The organism is Pedobacter sp. Leaf132 (assembly GCF_920984695.1).
Lineage (GTDB): Bacteria > Bacteroidota > Bacteroidia > Sphingobacteriales > Sphingobacteriaceae > Pedobacter.
This window is the reverse complement of the sequence record NZ_CAKLBO010000010.1, coordinates 84,280-105,294: the sequence shown is the minus strand read 5'-3', so window position 1 is coordinate 105,294 and position 21,015 is coordinate 84,280. Positions and strand designations below refer to the sequence as shown.

At 38.2% G+C, this 21,015-nt stretch carries 22 protein-coding genes; 20 read left to right on the top strand and 2 right to left on the bottom strand.

Going from position 1 to position 21,015, the window contains the following annotated elements:
• Window positions 1-152: 152 nt before the first annotated feature.
• From LUA86_RS16410 to LUA86_RS16350, 13 genes are all read left to right on the top strand, one after another.
• A complete protein-coding gene (locus LUA86_RS16410; protein WP_231464774.1) occupies window positions 153-452 on the top strand; it encodes a hypothetical protein in 300 nt (99 codons plus the stop codon).
• Window positions 452-841 (top strand): hypothetical protein, encoded by a 390-nt coding sequence (locus tag LUA86_RS16405; protein ID WP_231464773.1) that lies wholly within the window; start codon window positions 452-454, stop codon window positions 839-841. The genes LUA86_RS16410 and LUA86_RS16405 overlap by 1 nt, the downstream gene beginning before the upstream one ends.
• Window positions 825-971 carry a hypothetical protein gene (locus LUA86_RS16400; protein ID WP_231464771.1) on the top strand — a complete coding sequence of 49 codons (147 nt, stop codon included), beginning with the start codon at window positions 825-827 and terminating at the stop codon, window positions 969-971. Before LUA86_RS16405 ends, LUA86_RS16400 begins: the two co-directional genes overlap by 17 nt.
• Window positions 972-999: 28 nt before the next feature.
• A complete protein-coding gene (locus LUA86_RS16395) occupies window positions 1,000-2,958 on the top strand; it encodes an AAA family ATPase (protein WP_231464769.1) in 1,959 nt (652 codons plus the stop codon).
• A gap of 165 nt (window positions 2,959-3,123) precedes the next feature.
• Window positions 3,124-4,038: a recombinase RecT gene (locus tag LUA86_RS16390; protein WP_231464767.1), complete on the top strand. Its 915-nt coding sequence runs from the start codon at window positions 3,124-3,126 to the stop codon at window positions 4,036-4,038.
• A complete protein-coding gene (locus LUA86_RS16385; protein ID WP_231464766.1) occupies window positions 4,038-4,772 on the top strand; it encodes an MBL fold metallo-hydrolase in 735 nt (244 codons plus the stop codon). Before LUA86_RS16390 ends, LUA86_RS16385 begins: the two co-directional genes overlap by 1 nt.
• Window positions 4,773-4,795: 23 nt before the next feature.
• The gene (locus LUA86_RS16380; RefSeq protein ID WP_231464764.1) at window positions 4,796-7,429 is read left to right on the top strand and encodes a DNA methyltransferase; all 2,634 of its coding nucleotides are present in this window, start codon (window positions 4,796-4,798) and stop codon (window positions 7,427-7,429) included.
• 9 nt (window positions 7,430-7,438) lie between these two features.
• A complete protein-coding gene (locus LUA86_RS16375) occupies window positions 7,439-8,050 on the top strand; it encodes a helix-turn-helix domain-containing protein (protein ID WP_231464762.1) in 612 nt (203 codons plus the stop codon).
• A 55-nt stretch (window positions 8,051-8,105) separates the two neighbouring features.
• Window positions 8,106-9,047, top strand: coding sequence for a DUF4373 domain-containing protein (locus LUA86_RS16370; RefSeq protein WP_231464760.1), 942 nt, complete (start codon window positions 8,106-8,108; stop codon window positions 9,045-9,047).
• A gap of 5 nt (window positions 9,048-9,052) precedes the next feature.
• Complete coding sequence (locus LUA86_RS16365; protein WP_231464759.1) at window positions 9,053-9,889, top strand: hypothetical protein; 837 nt, start codon at window positions 9,053-9,055, stop codon at window positions 9,887-9,889.
• Window positions 9,882-10,265, top strand: coding sequence for an endonuclease domain-containing protein (locus LUA86_RS16360; RefSeq protein ID WP_231464757.1), 384 nt, complete (start codon window positions 9,882-9,884; stop codon window positions 10,263-10,265). Before LUA86_RS16365 ends, LUA86_RS16360 begins: the two co-directional genes overlap by 8 nt.
• Window positions 10,262-10,528 carry a hypothetical protein gene (locus LUA86_RS16355; protein WP_231464755.1) on the top strand — a complete coding sequence of 89 codons (267 nt, stop codon included), beginning with the start codon at window positions 10,262-10,264 and terminating at the stop codon, window positions 10,526-10,528. The genes LUA86_RS16360 and LUA86_RS16355 overlap by 4 nt, the downstream gene beginning before the upstream one ends.
• Entirely contained in the window at window positions 10,515-11,090 is a 576-nt protein-coding gene (locus LUA86_RS16350; protein ID WP_231464754.1) for a hypothetical protein, read from the top strand. Before LUA86_RS16355 ends, LUA86_RS16350 begins: the two co-directional genes overlap by 14 nt.
• A gap of 253 nt (window positions 11,091-11,343) precedes the next feature.
• Here the strand turns inward: LUA86_RS16350 and LUA86_RS16345 are convergent, their stop codons facing one another.
• Complete coding sequence (locus LUA86_RS16345) at window positions 11,344-12,852, bottom strand: P-loop NTPase fold protein (RefSeq protein ID WP_231464752.1); 1,509 nt, start codon at window positions 12,850-12,852, stop codon at window positions 11,344-11,346.
• Window positions 12,853-12,945: 93 nt separating this feature from the next.
• On the opposite strand from LUA86_RS16345, the gene LUA86_RS16340 reads away from it, so the two are divergent.
• The 7 genes from LUA86_RS16340 to LUA86_RS16310 all read left to right on the top strand — a co-directional run bounded on the left by LUA86_RS16340 (window position 12,946) and on the right by LUA86_RS16310 (window position 20,677).
• Entirely contained in the window at window positions 12,946-13,767 is an 822-nt protein-coding gene (locus tag LUA86_RS16340) for an AbiJ-NTD4 domain-containing protein (RefSeq protein WP_231464750.1), read from the top strand.
• A 16-nt stretch (window positions 13,768-13,783) separates the two neighbouring features.
• Entirely contained in the window at window positions 13,784-14,728 is a 945-nt protein-coding gene (locus LUA86_RS16335) for a hypothetical protein (protein ID WP_231464748.1), read from the top strand.
• 78 nt (window positions 14,729-14,806) lie between these two features.
• Window positions 14,807-15,460, top strand: coding sequence for a hypothetical protein (locus LUA86_RS16330; RefSeq protein WP_231464746.1), 654 nt, complete (start codon window positions 14,807-14,809; stop codon window positions 15,458-15,460).
• A gap of 1 nt (window position 15,461) precedes the next feature.
• On the top strand, window positions 15,462-16,109 hold the full coding sequence (locus LUA86_RS16325) for a hypothetical protein (RefSeq protein ID WP_231464744.1): 648 nt from the start codon (window positions 15,462-15,464) through the stop codon (window positions 16,107-16,109).
• Window positions 16,069-17,409 carry a phage terminase large subunit gene (locus tag LUA86_RS16320; protein WP_231464742.1) on the top strand — a complete coding sequence of 447 codons (1,341 nt, stop codon included), beginning with the start codon at window positions 16,069-16,071 and terminating at the stop codon, window positions 17,407-17,409. The genes LUA86_RS16325 and LUA86_RS16320 overlap by 41 nt, the downstream gene beginning before the upstream one ends.
• A gap of 1 nt (window position 17,410) precedes the next feature.
• Window positions 17,411-18,838, top strand: a complete 1,428-nt coding sequence (locus LUA86_RS16315) for a phage portal protein (protein ID WP_231464740.1) — start codon at window positions 17,411-17,413, stop codon at window positions 18,836-18,838.
• 6 nt (window positions 18,839-18,844) lie between these two features.
• A complete protein-coding gene (locus LUA86_RS16310) occupies window positions 18,845-20,677 on the top strand; it encodes a hypothetical protein (protein WP_231464738.1) in 1,833 nt (610 codons plus the stop codon).
• On the opposite strand, the gene LUA86_RS16305 is transcribed toward LUA86_RS16310, so the two are convergent.
• The gene (locus LUA86_RS16305) at window positions 20,674-20,952 is read right to left on the bottom strand and encodes a hypothetical protein (RefSeq protein WP_231464736.1); all 279 of its coding nucleotides are present in this window, start codon (window positions 20,950-20,952) and stop codon (window positions 20,674-20,676) included. The two genes, LUA86_RS16310 and LUA86_RS16305, sit on opposite strands and share 4 nt — an antisense overlap.
• Window positions 20,953-21,015 lie beyond the last annotated feature (63 nt).

Sequence of the window (21,015 nt, the reverse complement as noted above, 5' to 3'; positions counted from 1 at the left end):
AGCGGGAATGTCCCTACGAAAATCGTTTTCGTAAAATCAACCGCCGAGCCTCATTTCAGATATGTGAGCTTCCTTGCATGGTCACTTCACATCCATCTTTTAAATGGCCATAGGTTTTTATTCTACATCATGAGAGGGGGCAGAATATGAACATGGAAATGACACTCGATGCCCGCCAGATTAGAATACTAATGCAAGACAGTATGGAACTGGGCGTTAAAAAAACCCTCGTTGAACTTGGCTTACTTACACCATACTTAAGCAAACAGCAGGCTTACAAAATGTATGGCAGAGCACAGGTTGATAGGTGGCTTAAAGAAAAACTCATCGGAAAAATCAAGGACGGTACTAATACCAGCAGCATGAGGCTTTCAAGAATGGAACTTGAAATGGTTGCAAAAACCAGTAACAGAATGAGCTGGTACACTAATTATGTGAGGGAGGAAGACTAATGGAACTTATCACAATAAAACTATCAAAGCCAGTTACTAAGGCAAGCTTAATTGCCGATAGGTTCAAAAAGAAAAAAGTTGAGGTTTTAGGTTTCATTAACCGCGCCGGATTTTCAGAAGCTTTCTACAACAAGAACTTTTTCCTAATAGAAAAAGCAAATAAAGAAACCACCGAAAACAATTTTGACTACTACATCACTTACGACGGCTTTACAGCAATAACAGCTGCGCTAAGTGGAACAATAGCCGATAAAGCGAGATCGGAATTTATTCACGCTTTCGGAAAATATCCAGTAGATGATGAGAATTCCAAAATGAGCCTTGTAAATAAAAACATAGCACAAATTGAATCAATCCTAAATCAACTGAAAAATGAAGTCAAGTTCTAACTACAGCGAGCCTTCCAAATCAAGAAGGTACCGCAAGCCAAGTGAGGAAGAAATGGTAAAGGGAGATAGAATAACATTGGCATTAATATTCATGGCAGCAACAGCCCTGGCAATCATATCAGCAATTTAATTATCACAACAACAAACCCACAACAGCAATGAAAAGTATTATTCTTAAACAATTATCACTTCGGAATTTCAAAGGGATAAAAGAACTTACGTTACAATTTACGAAACAAACAGACATCCTCGGAGCAAACGAGGCTGGAAAAACTACAATCTTCGATGCATTCAACTGGTTGCTTTTCGGCAAGGATAGTTTCGACAGAAAAGATTTCGCCATTAAAAATACAGTGTTTCCCGAACTGAATAGACAGGAGCACGAGGTTGAAGGGCTGCTAGTCATTAACGATGAACCTGTTTCCATTAAAAGAATCTATAAAGAAAAGTGGACCAAAAAGAAAGGTGCAACCCGTTCAGAACATACCGGCAATGAGCAGGAGTTCTATTGGAATGATGTTCCAATGCAGGCAGGGCAGTTCGCGAATAAGATTGCTGAAGTTGTTGACGAGACTGTCTTCAAACTAATCACCAATGCTCTATACTTCAATCTTCTACCATGGAAAAAAAGAAGAGAATTTCTTTTCAAACTCGCAGGCGAGATTTCTGACAATGATGTTGCTGCAACGAACAACAAATTTAAAGACCTAGTTGCAATCATATCAAGCAAAAGCCTTGATGGCTATAAAGCTGAAATCAATGCCAAAAAGAAAAAGTTTAAAGATGATTTGGAAGCTATTCCTTTCCGAATTGATGAAGTAAGCAGGTCTTTACCTGAGCAAAGAGATTTCGCTGCATTAAAAGTAAAGAAGTCAAAACTGGAAAGCAGCATTGCAGATATTGACACTTTGATTTCTGATAAAAATAAAGCAAGCCAGAACCACTTGAACAATGTTCAGGAGAAGCAACATAGCATCCATAAACTTAAAACAGAGATTAATGATTTAAGATTTACAGCAGAATCAACCTTTAAAAAATCATTAAATACACTGTCAACCAGACGCTCAGAGATTGCTGATGCTGTTTCTAATATTGAGCGTAACCTAAGGAGCAAATCCATTCTTATGGATAGCCAAAGGGATACGAAAAAAGGCCTTGATTTAAGAAGAAACAATCTTCGCGAACTATTCGAAACTACAAACAGCAAAGAAATAGAATTTGATGCAAATCAATTCGCCTGCCCAACCTGTAAACGTGCATTTGAGGCTCAGGTAATAGAGGAAGGCAAAGTCCAGTTGCGAAAAAACTTCATGGCCGATAAAAACAAGGCCCTGGATGAAATTGAGGCAAAAGGTATTGCTTTGAAGAAAGAATCTGAAGAGTGCGAGAAAATGATTTCTCAATTAGCTACAATGATTGACGGCCTTCATGAGGAGCTTAAAGATGCTAAAGCGAGCCTTGAAAAATTTGAAGCTGAAAACACTAATGTAAATACAGTTTTTGATGCGAATGTATTCTTCAGTTCTGAAAACTACATCGCTTTAAATACAAAGCTAACGAATGCTCAGTCTGAACTGGATAACATGCAACAACCAGCAGAAAATAACACCTCAGAGCTTAAAGACAGGAAACTTCTGGTTTCATCCGAGCTCGATTTAATTAAACGTGAGATTAATCTTGAAGAGCAAATCAAGAGTGGCCATCAACGTATCGAAGATTTAAAAGCACAGGAAACAAATCTTTCAGGTCAGCTTGCTGAACTTGAAGGAGAGGAGCACAACATCGAAGAATTCACTAAAGCAAAGATTGAGCTAATCGAAAAACGCATAAACGGAAAATTCCAGTTCGTAAAGTTCAAAATGTATGACTATACCATAGACAATAACCCTATTGAAACGTGTGAAACAATGTACAAGGATGTGCCTTTTAGCGACCTTAACACAGCGGGTAAGATTTGGGCTGGTATTGATATCATCAATACGCTTTCTACCCACTACCAGGTCTTTGCTCCCATCTTTTTAGATAACCGTGAAAGTATCAGCATGATTCCGGCCACAGACAGCCAGGTAGTAAATCTAATCGTTTCACCGGAAGATAAACAGTTGAGGGTAGCGTAATGAAATCCTTAAAGGATACAAGGTATCCATTGGTAAAGTGCGATGACTGTAAGTTTTACGAACCTTCCAGTCATCCGTCCATAAAATACTGCTCAAAAATCAGAATGATGCAGCCAGCAGTAGAATTTAGAACATGCTTAGTTAAACAGAAAATCAGCAAATAAAATGTCAACAGAAAATCAACAACAACAAACAGCAGCAAAATTACCAGCGAAATTCCAGGAAGGAACAGTAGACTCCATTTTAAAAAGGGTTTCTGATTTCCAAAGTACTGGTGAATTGGTACTCCCAACTAATTATGTACCAGAAAATGCAGTAAGAGCTGCATGGCTAATGCTTCAGGAAACAGTCGACCGTAACGACAAACCGGCACTTGAGGTTTGCACTAAAGAAAGTATTGCAAATGCTTTTCTTGAAATGGTAACGAAAGGCTTAAGCGTGGTAAAGAAACAGTGTTACTTTGTTGTGTATGGCAATAAGTTAAGCCTTGAAGATAGCTACATCGGTAAAATTGCTATTGCGAAACGCGAAGCTGGTGTAAAAGAAGTAAATGCTGTAACCATTTACGAAGGCGATGTTTTCGAGTATGAGAACGACGTAGAGACTGGCAGAAAAAAAATCATTTCACACAAACAGTCTTTAAAAAATATCAATCCTGACAAGATTGTCGGTGCATACGCTATCGTGTGCTATGTTGACGGCACAAGAGATTGTGAAATCATGACCTTGCCACAGATACAAAAAGCATGGGCACAGGGTGGCGCTAAAGGTAATTCACCAGCTCACAAAAATTTCCCGGACCAGATGGCTGAGAAGACAGTCATCAACCGAGCGTTAAAAATCGACGTAGGCTCAACCGACGATAGCACGTTAGTAAAGGACAGGGTATACGAAAATGTAAGCCATGAAATAAGAAACCAGGCCAACACCAAGGAAATTGATTTCGAAGATGCTACTGTAGTAGATGATAAGCAAACTGAAGCCCTGCAGGAAAAAGAGCCATCGGTTCTACAACAAGTGGGTCAGCAGTTAGCAGAGGAGGAAGAGTCAACCACTACTGAAAGGAGAGCAAACTTCTAATGAACCTCCATGTCATAGGAACCGGCAGCAAAGGCAATGCTTACATCATCCAAAACGATGATGAGGCATTGCTAATTGAATGCGGAGTAAAGTTTTCTGAGTCATTGAAAGCATTAAACTTCAATACCAGAAAAGTAGCAGGAATGCTAATCAGCCATAGCCATCTTGACCATTGTAAGCATGTAAAGGATGTTATAAAAGCTGGGATCGATGTCTTTTGCTTAAAAGAAACCAGTGACACTTTTGGGATTAGCAACCACAGAATCAACCACGTTTTGCCGGGCAAAACATTTATGGTGGGAAGTTTCAAAGTGGCCGCGTTCGATTTAAAGCACGACGTTCCATGCCTTGGATTTATCGTAGAGCATTCTTCAACCGGAAGGTTTTGCTTCATAACAGATAGTTACTATTGCGAATACAAGCTACCAGCAATGAATAACATGATAGTTGAGGCTAACTATTGCGATACAATCTTAAAGGCGAGGCTTGATGCAGGCGAAGAGCCTAGTTTTTTGAGAGATAGAGTTATCAGAAGCCACATGAGCCTTCAGACCTGTAAACAGCTGTTGCAAGCTAACGATTTAAAAAATGTATTCAATATCGTGTTGATTCATTTAAGCGACAGGAATAGCCACGCACTCAGGTTCCAAAAAGAAATAAAAGATTTAACAGCCAAAAAAGTGACCGTCGCAGAAAACGGTACAGTGATAGCATTTGGCAAAACACCATTTTAAAGAAATAACTAACAGCCGGAATAATGATGCAGCAACATCCCCTGGTTTTAATCACAACAACAATGACGGAACAGGAATACGATAACTTTTTAAAAAGTAAAGTTCGCCTTGCTCAATCTAATGGTTTTGAATGCGACATCGAAGAAATCAATCCAGCATTGAAACTTCACAATAAGCTCATGGTAAAGTGGCTCGTTGAAGGCGGTAGAAGAGCGTGCTTTGCATCCTTTGGACTACACAAGACAGTAACTCAACTTGAAGCAATAAGAGTAACCATTAAAAAAACAGGAGGCAGAGGGCTAATTATTGCACCACTTGGAGTGAGAGCCGAGTTTAGTAAAGATGCGATTAATATTTTAGGCTGGAACGAGGGTCCGAGATTTATCAGGCGAATCGAAGAAGCAGATGAAACCGGTATTTATATCACCAATTATGAAACTGTACGAGATGGAAAGTTAGACCCACGACTTTTTGAAGTAGCGAGCCTTGATGAAGCTTCAATATTGCGTGGTCTTGGAGGCTCTAAAACATTCCGGGAGTTCATGCGGCTATTCACCGGCGATGGTGGACCAAATGGAGAACGTCGCGGAACTGATATTGTTAAATATAGGTTTGTAGCTACAGCGACTCCTTCACCAAACGACTACATTGAACTTCTAGCGTATGCTGACTTTTTAGGTGTGATGGATGTTAGCCAAGCGAAAACTAGATTCTTTAAACGTGACAGTACCAAAGCAGACAAGCTAACCATTCATTCTCACAAAGAAGAAGAGTTTTGGCTTTGGGTAGCAAGTTGGGCTCTTTTCGTATCTAAACCTTCAGACCTTACTGGAGACGAGTCAGATGATATTGGCTATAACTTACCTCCACTTGATATTAGGTGGCAGGAAATTCCAAGTGATCATAGTAAAGCTGGAACCGAATGGAATGGACAATATAAAATGTATGCTGAAACAGCTATTGGATTATCAGGGTCATCCAGAGAAAAACGCCAAAGTCTAGCAGCTCGTGTCGAACGAATGATGCAAATAAGAGAAGAAGATATAAGTGCGCATAGATTAATCTGGCATGACTTAGAAGATGAGCGAAGATTGATTGAGAAGCTCGTTCCTAACAGTAAAAGTGTTTTTGGTAGCCAGAAACTTGAACTACGAGAAGAAATAGTACTTGACTTCTCTAATGGAAAATTACAAGAATTAGCTGCAAAACCTTCAATGCTAGGCTCTGGCACCAACCTTCAGAAATATTGTTCGTGGGCAATTTATCTAGGTATTGGTTTCAAGTTCAATGACTTCATACAATCAATCCATAGAGTATTAAGATTTGGTCAGCCAAAACAAGTTCGAATTGATTTAATCTATACCGAAGCGGAGAGGCAAATTAGAAAGCAACTTGAAAAAAAATGGCAACAGCATAATTTAATGGTTAAGAAAATGACTGAAATAATAAAAAAATTTGGCTTATCTCAAGCCGCAATGGCTCAAGTACTCACCAGAAAAATGGGAGTAGATAGAATTCAAGTCCAAGGTAAAAACTTTACAGTTGTCCAAAATGATAATGTTAAAGAGCTTCCGCGCATTTTAAGCAACTCTGTTGGATTAATTCTTACTTCAATTCCATTCTCATCACAGTATGAATACTCCCCTAATTATGCAGATTACGGACACTCCGAGAGCAATGAAGAGTTTTTCAAACAAATGGATTATTCAACACCAGAAGCTTTTCGCGTGTTACAGCCAGGCAGAATTGCCGCGATACACGTTAAAGATAGAATCATACCTGGTGGACTTTCCGGATTAGGTTTCCAAACAGTCTATCCATTCCACATGGACACTATAAATCATTACACAAAACATGGCTTTGCATATATAGGCATGAAGACTATAGTCACGGATGTTGTAAGAGAGAATAATCAAACGTACCGTTTAGGCTGGACTGAGCAATGTAAAGATGGCTCTAAAATGGGCGTAGGAATGCCTGAATATCTTCTACTTTTTCGCAAACCACCAAGTGATACTAGCAATGCTTATGCGGATATCCCTGTAGTAAAAGAAAAACGCGAATATGATAAGTCGGAAGGACGGTATAATAACAAAGGATATTCGAGAGCCAGGTGGCAAATGGATGCACATGGCTTTACCAGAAGTTCGGGACAAAGGTTATTAGATCCTGCAGAGGTTGCTACCCTTGAGGCAGATGCAATTTTCAAAATATTCAAGACGCACAGTCTCAACGAAGTTTGGAACTTCGAACAAATAGTGAGCATTGCCGAGAACTTAGAGATTCAAGGTAAACTTCCATCAGGATTTATGCTTTTGCAACCACAAAGCTGGACAGACGACGTTTGGACTGACATAACCAGGATGCTTACTCTTAATGGTTCTCAGTGGAGTTTGGGCAAAGAGATGCATATATGTCCAATGCAGTTTGATATTGCGGATAGAGTTATAGAACAAATGAGCAATCCAGGTGACGTGGTTTTAGATTATTTCGGTGGATTAATGACTGTTCCATTAAGAGCTATTAAGAAAGGCCGGTATGGATATGGCATTGAGCTAAATCCAACGTACTTTCTCGATGGAGCAAATTACATGAAAGCAGAAGAGCTTAAGATGAATGTACCAACGTTATTTGATTTAGTAGAAGAAGCATCATAAAAGTATAATATGAAAGTAGCATATATAGCTCACCCGATTGGTGGCAACGTAAATTTTAACATTAGAGAAGTAATCAAACATGTAGGTGATATTAATAGGTCCGAACCAGACATAGTTCCATTCGCGCCTTATATTGTGGATTGCATGGCCTTAAACGATGACAAACCCGAAGAAAGGGAACGTGGATTCAAAAACAATTACCATTACTTCGAATCCGGTTTCGTTCAGGAACTAAGGCTTTACGGTACTCATGTAAGCGCAGGCATGCTCGAAGAGATTGCATGGGCAGGTAAGTTCGGAATTGAGGTAAAGAGTTTTATCAACAACCCAAATTACGAAAATGATTTGTTCGGCGATATCGTAAAAGCTGTAGCACAATCAACCGGACTGCACGAAATGGATATCTTATCCAAAGCAAGGAAGCGAGAGTTCGTTGATGCCCGTAAAATGGTCATCGGTCTTCATTTCGAAATGAATGGTCGAACGAAATTAACATCGCTGGCGCAAAAGCTGGGAATAGACCACTCCACAGTGATTTATAACCACAAAACCTGCGAGGGATTATTATTTTCAAACCCAAAATTTAAAGCTATATACAACTCCGCAAAGAGCTTATTGTAGCTACTTAACATATCTTTTGGATATGTAACGAATTATCACTAAAATTGATGCATTAATGGCAAGGAAAGAAATTAATAATGTAGACTACTTCCCGTTCCTATGTAAGGAAGGCAAAGCTATGTTCTACATAGAAGAGAAATATGGCAATGACGGCTATGCAACTTGGGTGAAAATACTCAGGCAATTAGCGGTCACGAACTACCATTATTTAGACCTTTCGGACAAGGTTGAGTTTATGTTTTTAGCTTCAAAATGCAAGGTTACAGAGGAGATTTTACGTAATATAATTGAAGATTTAGTAACCCTTGGAGAGTTCGATCGGGAACTTTTAGAGGAATGCAATATCCTTTTCAATCAAAAATTTGTCGATGAAATCGCGGATGCTTACCGGAAGAGAAGCAACAAAGTAGTAGACAAAGCGTCAATCATCCGCCAACTCGCGGGAAAAGGTCGGAATGTTCCGCCTAAACTCCGGAACATTCTCACAATAAGCGACGAAAACTCCGGAGAATTAACTGAAAACTCCGCCATTTGCACACAGAGAAGAGAAGAAAAGAAAAGAGAAGAAGAGATAAGAGGAGAAAAGAAAGGTGATTTTATTCCCCCGGAAAGAGATGATGAACTCGAAGATTCAATTTTAAAATTTTTCGGCTTCACCGTTCACACAAATTTTGATAAAGCTAGGACCGTAAATGAATTCGTTTTTTCTTTAAAAAATTCTGGCCGTTTGGATTTTTTCAGAAACCAGTTTGACGCTTACCGGGATTTCAAGGAACTCTCCCAGGGATACATCCACTCATTTCAAAATTTTGTGGGCCAACAATCCCAGGAATTTAATGACGGAGCCTGGAATGCAGAAAATTGGAGCTTCCGGCTAAACGAAGAAAAAGAAAAAAGTTCCGCGAAAAAAGAAAAACTTAACGGTGGGCAGCAAACCACCAGGGGAGTTGAAGCAGGATTAGCTTTCGCAGAAGTGCAAAGGCGACAAAAAGTTTAAACATTATGCAAATCACAACAACACAAACCGGATTGGCTGTTCAGCAAAACACCCATCCCCTGCTCGCCAAGCAGGTAAAATACGAAGATGAAAATGTCGTGTTCGAAGCGATAAAAGCTGCATTGGCGATATCATTCGCTCATCTGAACGCAAAGAAACTCGACGCTAAGGACATGGATTTTTTAGCAAACGAAGTAACTGACGCAATCATCGAAAAATACCCTGGCATCAGAATTTCAGAAATTAAAACAGCATTCGCCAAGGGTATCCGTGGCGAGTATGGTGAGTACTTTGGGCTAAGCGTGGTTACCTTCGACAACTTCGTCAAATCGTACATCTTCAGTCCAGAGCGTGCAAATCTCGGGAAAACTGTTCCCGCACTGGAAGCGCCAACAATGCCAACCTCCCACGTTATGTTCGAAACCGCAAAATCGAATGTGGTGGAAGCGTTCAGGTCGTTCCAAAATAAAACTAAAACGTTTGAAAGGATTGCGCTAACAGCCTACAATTTTCTCGACAGCATCAAGCTCATCACATTCTCAAATCAAGAGAAATGGGATTTCGTAGATGAGGCAAAAGTGGAGTTAAAAGGAATGCTTGACAACCAAAAAGTAATCGAAACAAGACCTGCAGAACGAAAAAAACTATCATCCACAATCAATGAGCTTGCCAACAATGGATGCAAAGATCAGGTCATCAATGTCTCGAAAGCTCTTGCCTTAAAATCCTTATTCGAATGTATCCTATTGGAAGAAAGAGATTTAGCAAACGAAATTGAGCAACAAAGAAGCCTTTTCATCAAGCTTCTGAAAGAAAGTATGGAGGACAGAAAAGATGCCTAAAGCTCTCAAAACGAACACTAAAAGCCCGAACCGTAAGCCGGTAAAGAAAAAAAAGGGTGCTCCCGACTTCTTTTGCGCTTTGGTTCGTTCTGACTTGAAGCTTGATATCGTAACTGAGTATCGCTTCCATCCTACCCGACGTTGGCGCTTTGATTATGCCATCCTTGAACACAAAATTGCAATAGAAAAAGACGGTGGCGTCTGGATGAAAGGTGGTGGTGCTCACTCACGACCTCAAAACATTTTACGTGATATGGAAAAGCTTACGCAAGCGAGTGTTTTAGGCTGGACTGTAATACGAAGAACACCCGAGCAACTAAACACGGTTGAAACATTGGAATTGATAAGGCAAACTATTTTAAATCGCAAGCCATGAAAGACTTATTCGGAAATGATGTTTCATTCGATGCAGTCAATCGTAAGAACAAATCGGGTGCGCTTAAAATCAATCCCTGTGTTGGCGCATATGGAAAGGGACCAGAAGGAACCAGGTGCAAAACCTGCACTCACCTTTACTGCAAGTCTTTTGGCAAACGGTATTACAAATGTGAATTAAGAAAAGACACTAACGGACCTGCAACCGACCACAAAGTAAACTGGCCGAGCTGTAGAAAATACGAGAAAAATGAAAATAAATAGCAAATTTATTCAGGAATCAGTCCAGAAGCATCTTTACGAGCGCTCACACGTTTACCAGGCCTGCAACTACTCTCGGTCTGGCTATCATGAATCGGATGTTCTCGCTGTAACAAAAAGCCTGATTGTAACAGAGGTTGAAATTAAGATTTCAAGAGGTGATTTTAAAGCAGACTTCAGAAAAGGACACAAGCACCATCGTATGCAGAATCCGACAGAGGATAGAAATTCGAAAGTACCTAACCGATTCTATTATGCCTGCCCAAAAGGTTTAATTAATGCATCAGAAATCCCTGCTTACGCTGGTCTAATGTATGTCGACGAATTTGGCAAGCTAGAAGTAATTTCTAGCGCCCCGATGCTGCATAAGGTTAAAGCTGAAGAAAAGTTAATTATTGGTATGCTAGAGAATCTGACGGCGAAAACCGTGTTCGGATGCCAATACATGACCTACAAGAATAGAGAATCTGCAGCACTATACGCAAAACAGGAATTTGAACGGAAGGAACAAACCAGGCTGTTCATTGAGCATGCCAAGTCTTTAAAAACTCAGAAAATAACCTAACAGATTTAGAAGCAACTTAAAATAAGATATGAAAACACAAGAAAAAATAAATGTAGCGTTGTTTTTTTGTTAAGATGTTAATAGATAGTTAATTGCAGCAAGTTTAATATTTTAATCAACACACCAGCTAAATAATTATCAACATTGCTGCTTAGAGAAAACAGTTTAATCCATAAAAGAATTTATGCATACAGAAATAATGCCCATGAAGTAGATTGGGCTAGTTATGAGATATACAAATACTTAAATGAAATTAAATGGGAATGAACTTATTTTTTCTTGCATTAATTATTGCATGATACAAAATGTAATATGGGTTTATTCGATTTGGTACGTTATTCTGAAGGAATTGCTCACCATTCGAAAATTTCAACAAATCCAATCCTCCCCATGCGTTGAAACCAAAGCATAAATATAAGTTATCTCCATATTCATTTTTAATTATTGTGTCCGCTTCCGCACTCGCCGTGTTTAATAGAAGAATTGCTCTATCTTCCACTATAAATGGAACACACCAGGCAATTATATGTAATTCGAAATCCTTATTGTTGTTTCCGTTATTAGCAGGTTTATAGTCTGCAGGAAATTTCTCTGACAAAGATATAATTGATTTAAGGAGGTCATCAGTTCTCGAATATAGTTGTCTCAATCCCAAGATAAAGGAAATCATATGAAAAGATGTTGAAGATCGAGAAGCACCAGTAGACAGACGTAAAATGTAATGTTCAAATTCAAAAGGATAAACTTTAGTAAGTGCTCTAATATTTATCACTCTAGAATCAATCATTTCTGACAATATTTCGGAAAACACCATATATTGAATCGTAGATTTATCATATATAGAATTATTTGATGCTAGCGGTCCACCTGAATTCAATTCTAAACTAGTTCTGTAAAAGCTGGATAATTTATCTATAAGAGATCTCCGTAAGTCAAAAGTGAAAATCTCGTGTGAGTAGAATTTAGAAATATATCCGTTAAAATCAACATTTGCACCATACTTATGAATAAATATGTTATGGATGTTATCTAAGTCACAAACAAATACCAATTTATCAAACCCAAATTTATTTTGATTGGTTCTACTATCATGGTGAGATGTAAACACGTTAAATAGTCTAAAAATATGTTCAGGGTCTAATCTGTCCAAATCGTCCAGTGTAAGCACAATATGTTTTTGAGGGTGTTTGACTTTTATTCTTTGAATAAAATCTTTAATCATGCTTGTCATCCCATCCATTTCGCGGATTGAACCACTTTTCATTTTTTCGTTCGTTAAATACTTAATGATAGTGTCTTCATCATCTATCGAAAGTTCTTTCTGGTGAGATTTTATATTTTTAAATACAGATCTTAATGACTGAGCGATAGATACTGCACTCTCACCCTGCTGATTTGATTTAGAAAGTGCACCAGCAAACTGCAAAATATCGAATTTCGAATCTATCCAAAATTTGGCAGCCACTAAGAGGTTGACATCTTCTTTCTCTAAATCAATATCATCAGAATGGCTTTCCATCAATTCCATTAAAATATCATGCTTAACCAGTTCGAAAATATCTTTGTTATTGGCTACGCTATAATCAACTGGATAAAGCTTGATTGATATGAATTGTTGTTGGTAGGTTTCAAAAAAAGTATCAAGAAAAAAAGTCTTTCCGCTGCCAAAAGGTGATGAAAGAAGAATCCTCGAGTTCGCCTCCTTAGTAATATGAGATAAAAAATTATGACTTATTTCTTGTAGTGGTATCGTATTTTGCATGAGAGATTAATTTCTACTAATATAAAAAACTAATCTGATTAGCAGTTGGGTCTTTTACGAACTATTGATATATTTAAAATCTAAATTAATGCTATGTCAACATTTTCTCAAAGGATGGGTATTGAGCCCATTGAATTGCCCTTTCAAATCAAAAGCATAGATGGTCCATTACGTAATGGCTTATGGAATTCATTCTATAATTGTGTTTTAACCCCTATTAGACCAAGTCATGACTATTTTAAACTTACAAAATTTACCATTGATTATGTAGAAGACATAAAAAAAGACCTAATTAATCGATATCCCATAAATTTCCAGATGATTGTTAAAGATTGTGAGAACTACTTTTTTTCATTGTCTTGGAATAAAACTTATGACTTTTTAGAGTTTTTTTTAAAAAAGCCATATATAGCCTCGAAGAATTATATCTCAGAATTAAATTTTATTCTTGAACGTGAAAACAGCGCATATAGAGTTGTCGGCAATTTAATTGCTCCAATTGTCGAAGAAATTGAGCTAGAAGAAATAAAAATATCTATTCAACAGAATGTTTCGACCGGTGCAAAAATCCACATTCAAAGCGCTATCAAATTACTAAGCGCAAAAGAAAACTCTAATTATGCTAATGTAATAAAAGAAAGTATTTCTGCCGTTGAATCTGTAGCTAGAGAGTTGACAGGCGAGAACACTCTTGGTAGAGCTTTGGCAAAATTTGAAAAAACGGGTCTTCCGATAAACAATCAATTAAAGGAGGGTTTTAATAAATTTTACAATTACACCAACGACCCTAAATCGGGGATTAGACACGCAATAGTTGATGAGCATAATCCTGCAACATTCGAAACAGCAAAATTTATGCTTGTTGCATCAAGTGCATTTGTGAATTATCTAATAGGAATATCAAACAACAAATAAAAGCTAAACACCTCTCATGGATTTTCTAAACTCTTTTTTTCAAAACATAAAGGATAAGCTGACCAGTCCTTTTTTTGGTACATTAACATTTATATTAATTATTCACCATTGGGAATTTTGGTATACGATATTTAATTTCGACAAAGACTTGCTTTTACATGAAAAACTCTACAATCTAAGAGTTTTAGCTCAAAAAGAGTTTTCGATTGGCAATATTGCCAAGGACGTACTATGGGCTCTGATTATTGTGGTGATCGGATACATAGTAGTTGTAACCACTAGAACTCTTTCTATTTTTATAGAGTTTCGAGCTATGCCATGGATAACCGGAAAAGTAACAAGCAAGTTAGTAATAGACAAGAAAACTTACGATGATGTTTTGCAAGAAAAGAATCTTTACTCTGAGAAATATGAAGAGCAAAGACAGTTAGTTAGGCAATATTCCAGAGATTATGACAGCCAAGAGGAACAAGTCCAAAATAAAAATAAGCAACTTAACGAGTTAAACTCTAACATCACTGAATTCAACAACCAAATAAGTCATCTAAATAATAATGCTTCTAACGATAGCAGAATCATAGATGATTTAAGAAAGGAAGTTAATGAAAAGCAATCTAGGATTGAAAATATGGATTCTGAAGTTATAGGTTATAATCAACGATTGGGTTTCACTACTATCGATGTACAACAATATCGCGAAATATTTTTTAGTCAAACCAATAGACCTTTTTGGAATTCAAAAGAGAAATTTCCACCATCAATTCATGAACTTGTCTTAAAATTAAAGCAAGACAACATCTGGAAAGATTTTATTGCTGTAGCAAATTTCGAAAGACATGCCGGATCAATATCAACTGGGGTTTACGCTAAATTAGAGCCATACGCTTTAATTATCCCTGGCACTGAGAGATTAACCGCTGTTGGCTCAATCCTAGCGGCAAACTATGAGTTATTCGCTTAAAAAGTGAGGAAACTTAAAAAAAGATAAACAAAGGCTAAACATATCCTTTGGATATGTTTTTTATTTATCTTTGCGTACATGGAAATCGTTACGCAATCAATTCCTACCATTAAAATTTGGCCAAACACTGGTCAGATTGCTGGCATTCCACAGAATCCGAGAGGGATTCGGGATGACCGTTTTGTCAAGTTGGTCAAATCCATTATTGACCATCCAGAAATGCTTGAACTTCGAGAATGCCTCGTTGTCGAGTATGCTGATGAATATGTAGCGATTGCCGGAAACATGAGATTGAGAGCTGTTGTTGAAGCAGCCTCAATTTCTGATGAAGAGTTCGCCAAAGTCATCGAGCAAAAACAATCACTAGATAATTTTAATGAATGGTTAACCGCTTTTTCTCAATTACGAGAAAGCAAAACTATCCCATGCAAGATTATCCCACGAACTGCTACTGTCGAGCAAATTAAAGCCTATATCATTAAAGACAATGTTGGATTCGGTAATGATGACTATGATTTATTGGCTAACGAATGGGATGAGCAAGACCTATCTGATTGGGGTATGGAGCTTCCAAACTTTATGGATCCTGAAGATGAAGAAGAGGAGAAAGATAAAAAGTCCATTGTGAGACTGGTTGTAGAATTTGATGGTGATTTGAGCGATTACGACGAGATTAAGCGCAGGGTCAGCGACATTGTCGAAGAGTTTCCATCAGCAAAATTAAGAGATTAAGATGGGAAGTATCGATCCAAATAAAACCGCCAAACAAAAGAAAGAAGCAAGGCTAATTCATGTAGCTGAATTGTATGCCAAAGGTTATGCTTTAAGGCAAATCGTTCAAGAGGTCAAAAATCGACTTCGCCTCGAAACCTATTCCTTATCTACCGTTAAAAAGGATGTTGACAGCCTAAAAGCTGAATGGAAGGAAGCAAGAATTGCCGAAATGGATGATGCTATTAACCATGAGCTATACAAAATAAATCTACAAGAGCGTGAATTGTGGGACGCATGGGAAAAATCGAAATCTGACCAGAAATTAACCAGCAAAAAACAGAAAGGTATTACAGGCAAAACAAAGGCGGTTGGTCCAAATGGATTGGTTGATACTGATAAAATCGTAACAACCGGCATTGAGAAGACCGAAAAGGACGAGATAAATTACGGTGACCCTAGGTATCAGGCTGAAATTACAAAGTTAGGCCAAGAACGCAGAAAGCTGACTGGAATGTATGCTGCTGAGAAAAAAGAGCTTACCGGTAAAGATGGTGCTCCCCTTTTCAATGGCTTTGATGCTTTCATGGCTGATTGCCTCGATAAAGCAGATTTTGATAAGGAAGTAAATGAAGCAACTCAGCAAGAAACAATTAATAGCGCTAGGTAAACTGCATTGGCTGTGCCTGGTAAAGTTTGTTTTTTATGGAGGAGCGGCAGGTGGAGGTAAAAGCTGGCTAGGATGTTTTTGGTTAATGACAATGTGTTGGCGTTTCCCGGGCACCAGATGGTTTATTGGCCGGGATAGTTTAAAAGATACCAGAGAATCTGTATTGATTACCTGGGGAAAAGTTGCAAAAGAATATGGCTTTACTGAATGGAAGTATGCCGACAATGAAATAAAATTTGCTAATGGATCGGCCGTTGTGTTCCTTGACTTATCGTTTTATCCACAAAAAGACCCAATGTTTGAAAGGCTTGGTTCAAAAGAATATACTGGTGGTTGGATTGAAGAAGCCGGAGAGGTTCATTTTGCTGCATTCGATACATTGAAATCGAGGGTTGGAAGGCACATGAATACTGAGTACGGAATTGTACCGAAAATTTTGGTTACTGCAAATCCAAAAAAGAACTGGTTATATACAACATTCTGGAAACCATTTAGAAATAAGTGCCTTGACAAAGCTTATGCTTTCATTAGAGCATTATACCAGGATAACCCCTTCCTATCTGCTGACTATATCGATAACATGCGCCAGATTACTGATAAGGTAAAAAGAGAAAGGCTGTTGCATGGTAATTTCGATTACGATGATAACCCAAATGCATTATGTGATTATGATTCGATTGTAAGCATGTTCGGCGGAAACATTGTAAAGCCAACTGGCAAGTACTATTTAACTGCAGATATCGCAAGGTTAGGTTCAGATAAAGCAGTGATTATGGTCTGGGATGGATTCAGAGTAGTTGACATGGTTGAGTTCGATGTATCAAAAACAACAGAATTGCAACATGCAATCAACACATTAAGATACAAATACACAATACCTTCAGATAGATGCATTGCTGATGAGGATGGAGTTGGTGGTGGCGTAGTAGATAACTGTGGAATATTGGGTTTTGTAAACAACAGTAGCGCATTGCCTCATCCAGATAGTGGAGTTGAAGAACCTTATGCAAACTTACAGGCCCAGTGTGCTTACAAGCTTGCAGATATGGTCAATAAACGATTGATATCAATTGACGACTGCGTCGACATTCCGGCTGATACAAAAGATGATATTATCACTGAGATAGAGCAGATTCAAACATGGAAAATGGATGATGATAATGCAAAAATTAGAATAAAACCTAAAAGCGAAGTTAAAGCTGACATTGGACGTTCACCCGATTATAGGGATACACTGCTGATGAGAATGTACTTCGTTTACAGAGAACATGAACCACAAGACTTAGAAGGAGTTTTTTAATATGAAAGTTGAAGAAATAGCACCTGGTGCAGGCATTGATACCATTATCAATAATCTAAAGCTCAGACCCTATCCCCTGCCAGATGTATCCAAATTCGAGAAGAGATTGGACGTACTTGGTCATGATGTTTTTAATACTGCAAAGCGTGAGGATAAAACTATTTATCCTGACCCTGTTAAAGATGCAGCCGGTAATATAACTAGCAAGGGAGAAGGAAAAACAGAAAAGGTAAATAGAATTGGTTTCGCATTGCAGAAGCTTGTTATCAAACGTGCAGTGTCATTTCTATTCGGTAATAGAGTTGTTCTGGACTATAATGCTGAAACTGATGAAGAGAAAGCTCTTATTGAATGTCTTGAAGAGATGTTAGAGGATAACAAAGAGGAGTTTTTGAACAAACAGATTGCCCGTAAGATATTTTCTTTTACCGAGGCTGCCGAATATTGGTTTCCTGTGCAAGGAGAAGAATCCCACGAGGAATATGGGTTTTCAACTAAATTTAAACTGCGCTGTAAAATCTTTAGCCCGGATAAAGGAGATAAGCTTTACCCATATTTTGATGAGCATGAGAATCTGGTTGCCTTTAGCCGCGAGTTTAAAATTAAAAAACCTAATCTTGAAACAATTTACTTCGAAACTTATACAGATGAGGAGCTTGTTAGATGGAAGCAATCAAGCCTTTCTATTACTGGTGGCTGGATTGAGGACCACCGCGAACCTATCGCTATTAAAAAGATTCCCATCGTTTATGGCAGACAGGATGAAATGGAAACGGAAGATATCGAGAGCATCATCAATCGATTGGAAAAAATGTTCTCTAATCTTGGCGATACAAACGACTACCATTCTGCACCAAAAATATTCGTTAATGGCCGAATCCTAAGCTTCGGCTCAAAAGGCTCGAGCAATACAGTAATCCAGGGTGAGAAAGATGCCAAAGCTGAATATCTATCATGGGACCACGCACCAGAGTCATTTTTGGTGGAGGCAAATAACCTTATTAAAATGGCTTACACCATTACACAAACTCCTGATATCAGTTTTGACAGCGTAAAAGGTATTGGTGCACTTTCTGGAATTGCCCTGAAATTAATGTTCCTGGATGCTCACTTAAAAGTTAAGGATAAGGAAGAGATATTCATACCATACTTGCAGCGCCGGTACAAAATCATGAGAGCTTATGCAACCGAAATGAAAAACGGCTTCAAGACTGTAGCCAAAATGAAAATCAAACCAGTTATTGAGCCTTACATGATTGCTGATGAGTTAATGCAGGCCCAGGTGCTACAGACAGCTAACGGTGGTAAGCCATTTATGTCACAGCTCGAATCTGTAAAAGCTTATGGTGGAAACCAGGAAGATTACGACAAAATCAAGGAAGAAAAAAAAGAAGATAGCCTTGTTAACACCTTTGAAACTACATACTAATACCTTTTGGCTAAGCGCAGGCTAATAAATATAAATGACTCTGTTTTTGAGAGAGCACACCTGTCTCGGATTGAAAACTATGCCGAACAGGTAAAGTCTGTTTATACAACTGCAATCAATGAATATGTAAAGCTGGGAGTTACAGTCAAAGACTTCAATCCAGATAAGCTATTTAGCTTCAAAGATTACCCACAAACTAGGGAAAAGGTTGACAGGATATTGAAATCAACTTATCAAAACGTATTAGGGATTGTCCGCAATGGAATTGATAAAGAGTGGAAACATGCTGGAACCAAGAATGATAAGCTAGTTGAATCACTGCTTTCAACATCGAAGCTAAGCCTAAAGCAAATCAATAAATACAGCAATAGAAATCTTGACGCATTGTCCGAGTTTCAGAAACGCAAAGATGGTAAAGATAGATTGGGTTTGTCAGAACGGATATGGAAGATAGCAAAGGATCATAAGCAAGAAATAGAACTCGGCTTAGATATTGGCTTAGGTGAAGGAAAATCAGCTGCAGCGATTTCGCAGATTATTAGAAAAAATCTGGAGCAACCCGATAATCTTTTTAGAAGAGTTAGGAACAAGCGAGGAACACTAATCCCTTCAAGCGTTGCAGAATCTTTCAACCCTGGTAGCGGAGTTTACCGCTCTTCATTTAAAAATGCGATGAGGGTAACAAGGACGGAAACCAATATGGCCTATCGCGCTAGCGACCATGAACGCTGGGGGCAATTAGATTTTGTAGTGGGCATAGAAATTCGGTTATCTAATAATCCGAATCATTGTCCAATGTGTGAGGCATTGGCGGGCAAATACCCAAAAGACTTTAAGTTTGTGGGTTGGCATCCACAATGTCGTTGCCATGCTATCTCTATTTTGAAAACCGCAGAAGAGTTTGACAGAGATGAAAAAGTTATGCTGGATGGTGAAACTCCCGATGGCAAATCAAAAAATACTGTTTCCGATGTTCCCGATAAATTCAAGGAATGGGTAAATACTAATAAAGGCAGAGCAACAAATGCTAAAAGTACACCATTCTGGATAAAAGACAATTTCAAAAATGGTGACATTAATAAGGGTTTAGCTTTTAGCACAAAGAAACAGACGTCAGCTGCCGCAAAGGTTACAAAGACCAAAACAGCCAAGCCTGAAACAAAGACTAAAGGCATACTTAATCTAGCAGATTTCATAAAAGGTAATGTTCCGACCAATAAAGAAGCTGAAAATATTATGCTGGCATTTGCGGCCAATACTCCTGAAAATTTCAGGACTGGGCTAGGAAGTTTGCGATTCCGACAGTCGAGATCTTATATGATGCAGCATTCCGCCAGTTATAAGACTTCAACAAATCAGTGGGTCGGGAAAGCAGATATCACAATCAGCAAAAATAATTTCCTTTCCATTGGATTCAATCCAGAATCAGAATTTAAAGGGGCTTTATCTGCAATTAAAAATGGTCAGGAACTTACGTTTAACCAAGAATACTCATTAGAGTCAATGTGGCACGAGATTTTGCATGCTAAGACTTTGTCTCCTCCACAACACCTCACAGTTGGACAAACTAAAGCAATGGAAACCGTTAACCAATTTGTAGCCAGACATACGTATGATGAATTTGTTAACGCTTTGGGTGGAAAAGTTAGCCATAAAAACCAAATTTTAGAAAAGGGTTACGGTTATTCGAACTGGATAACAGATTTTAGAAATAAGCTAAAGCTTGCGGGAATAAGTGAACAAACTGCTTTAGCAGAACTACAGCCTGTACTTATGAAAAACTATAAAAATATCGAGTTCGAGCTCATAAAGTTCTTTGCCAAAAACAAAAAACCTTAAACTGGGCGAATGTTATTGTCGAAACCTGCACGATATTGTTTTTCTATCTCCGGAATCTGCTTCCATATCTTCCGAGCCTCAACACTATCACTCCTTAACTCAAGTAATTGCGCGATGTCAAAGAGAGCTTCCTCAGCATTAACTATTGATATGTAATGATGCTTGTCAATAGGAATTATTGAAAATCCGTAAGTCATAGTCCTCTCGGTTTCATTGTATGAGAAAAGCTCTTTTAATTCTTCCTGAGTTGGCTTATAATCGAATATGGTTTTCATTTAAGTAAAGTTACGACTTTAACCATTCACCGTTTAAGTATTTATCGAAGGGATTTCCAAACA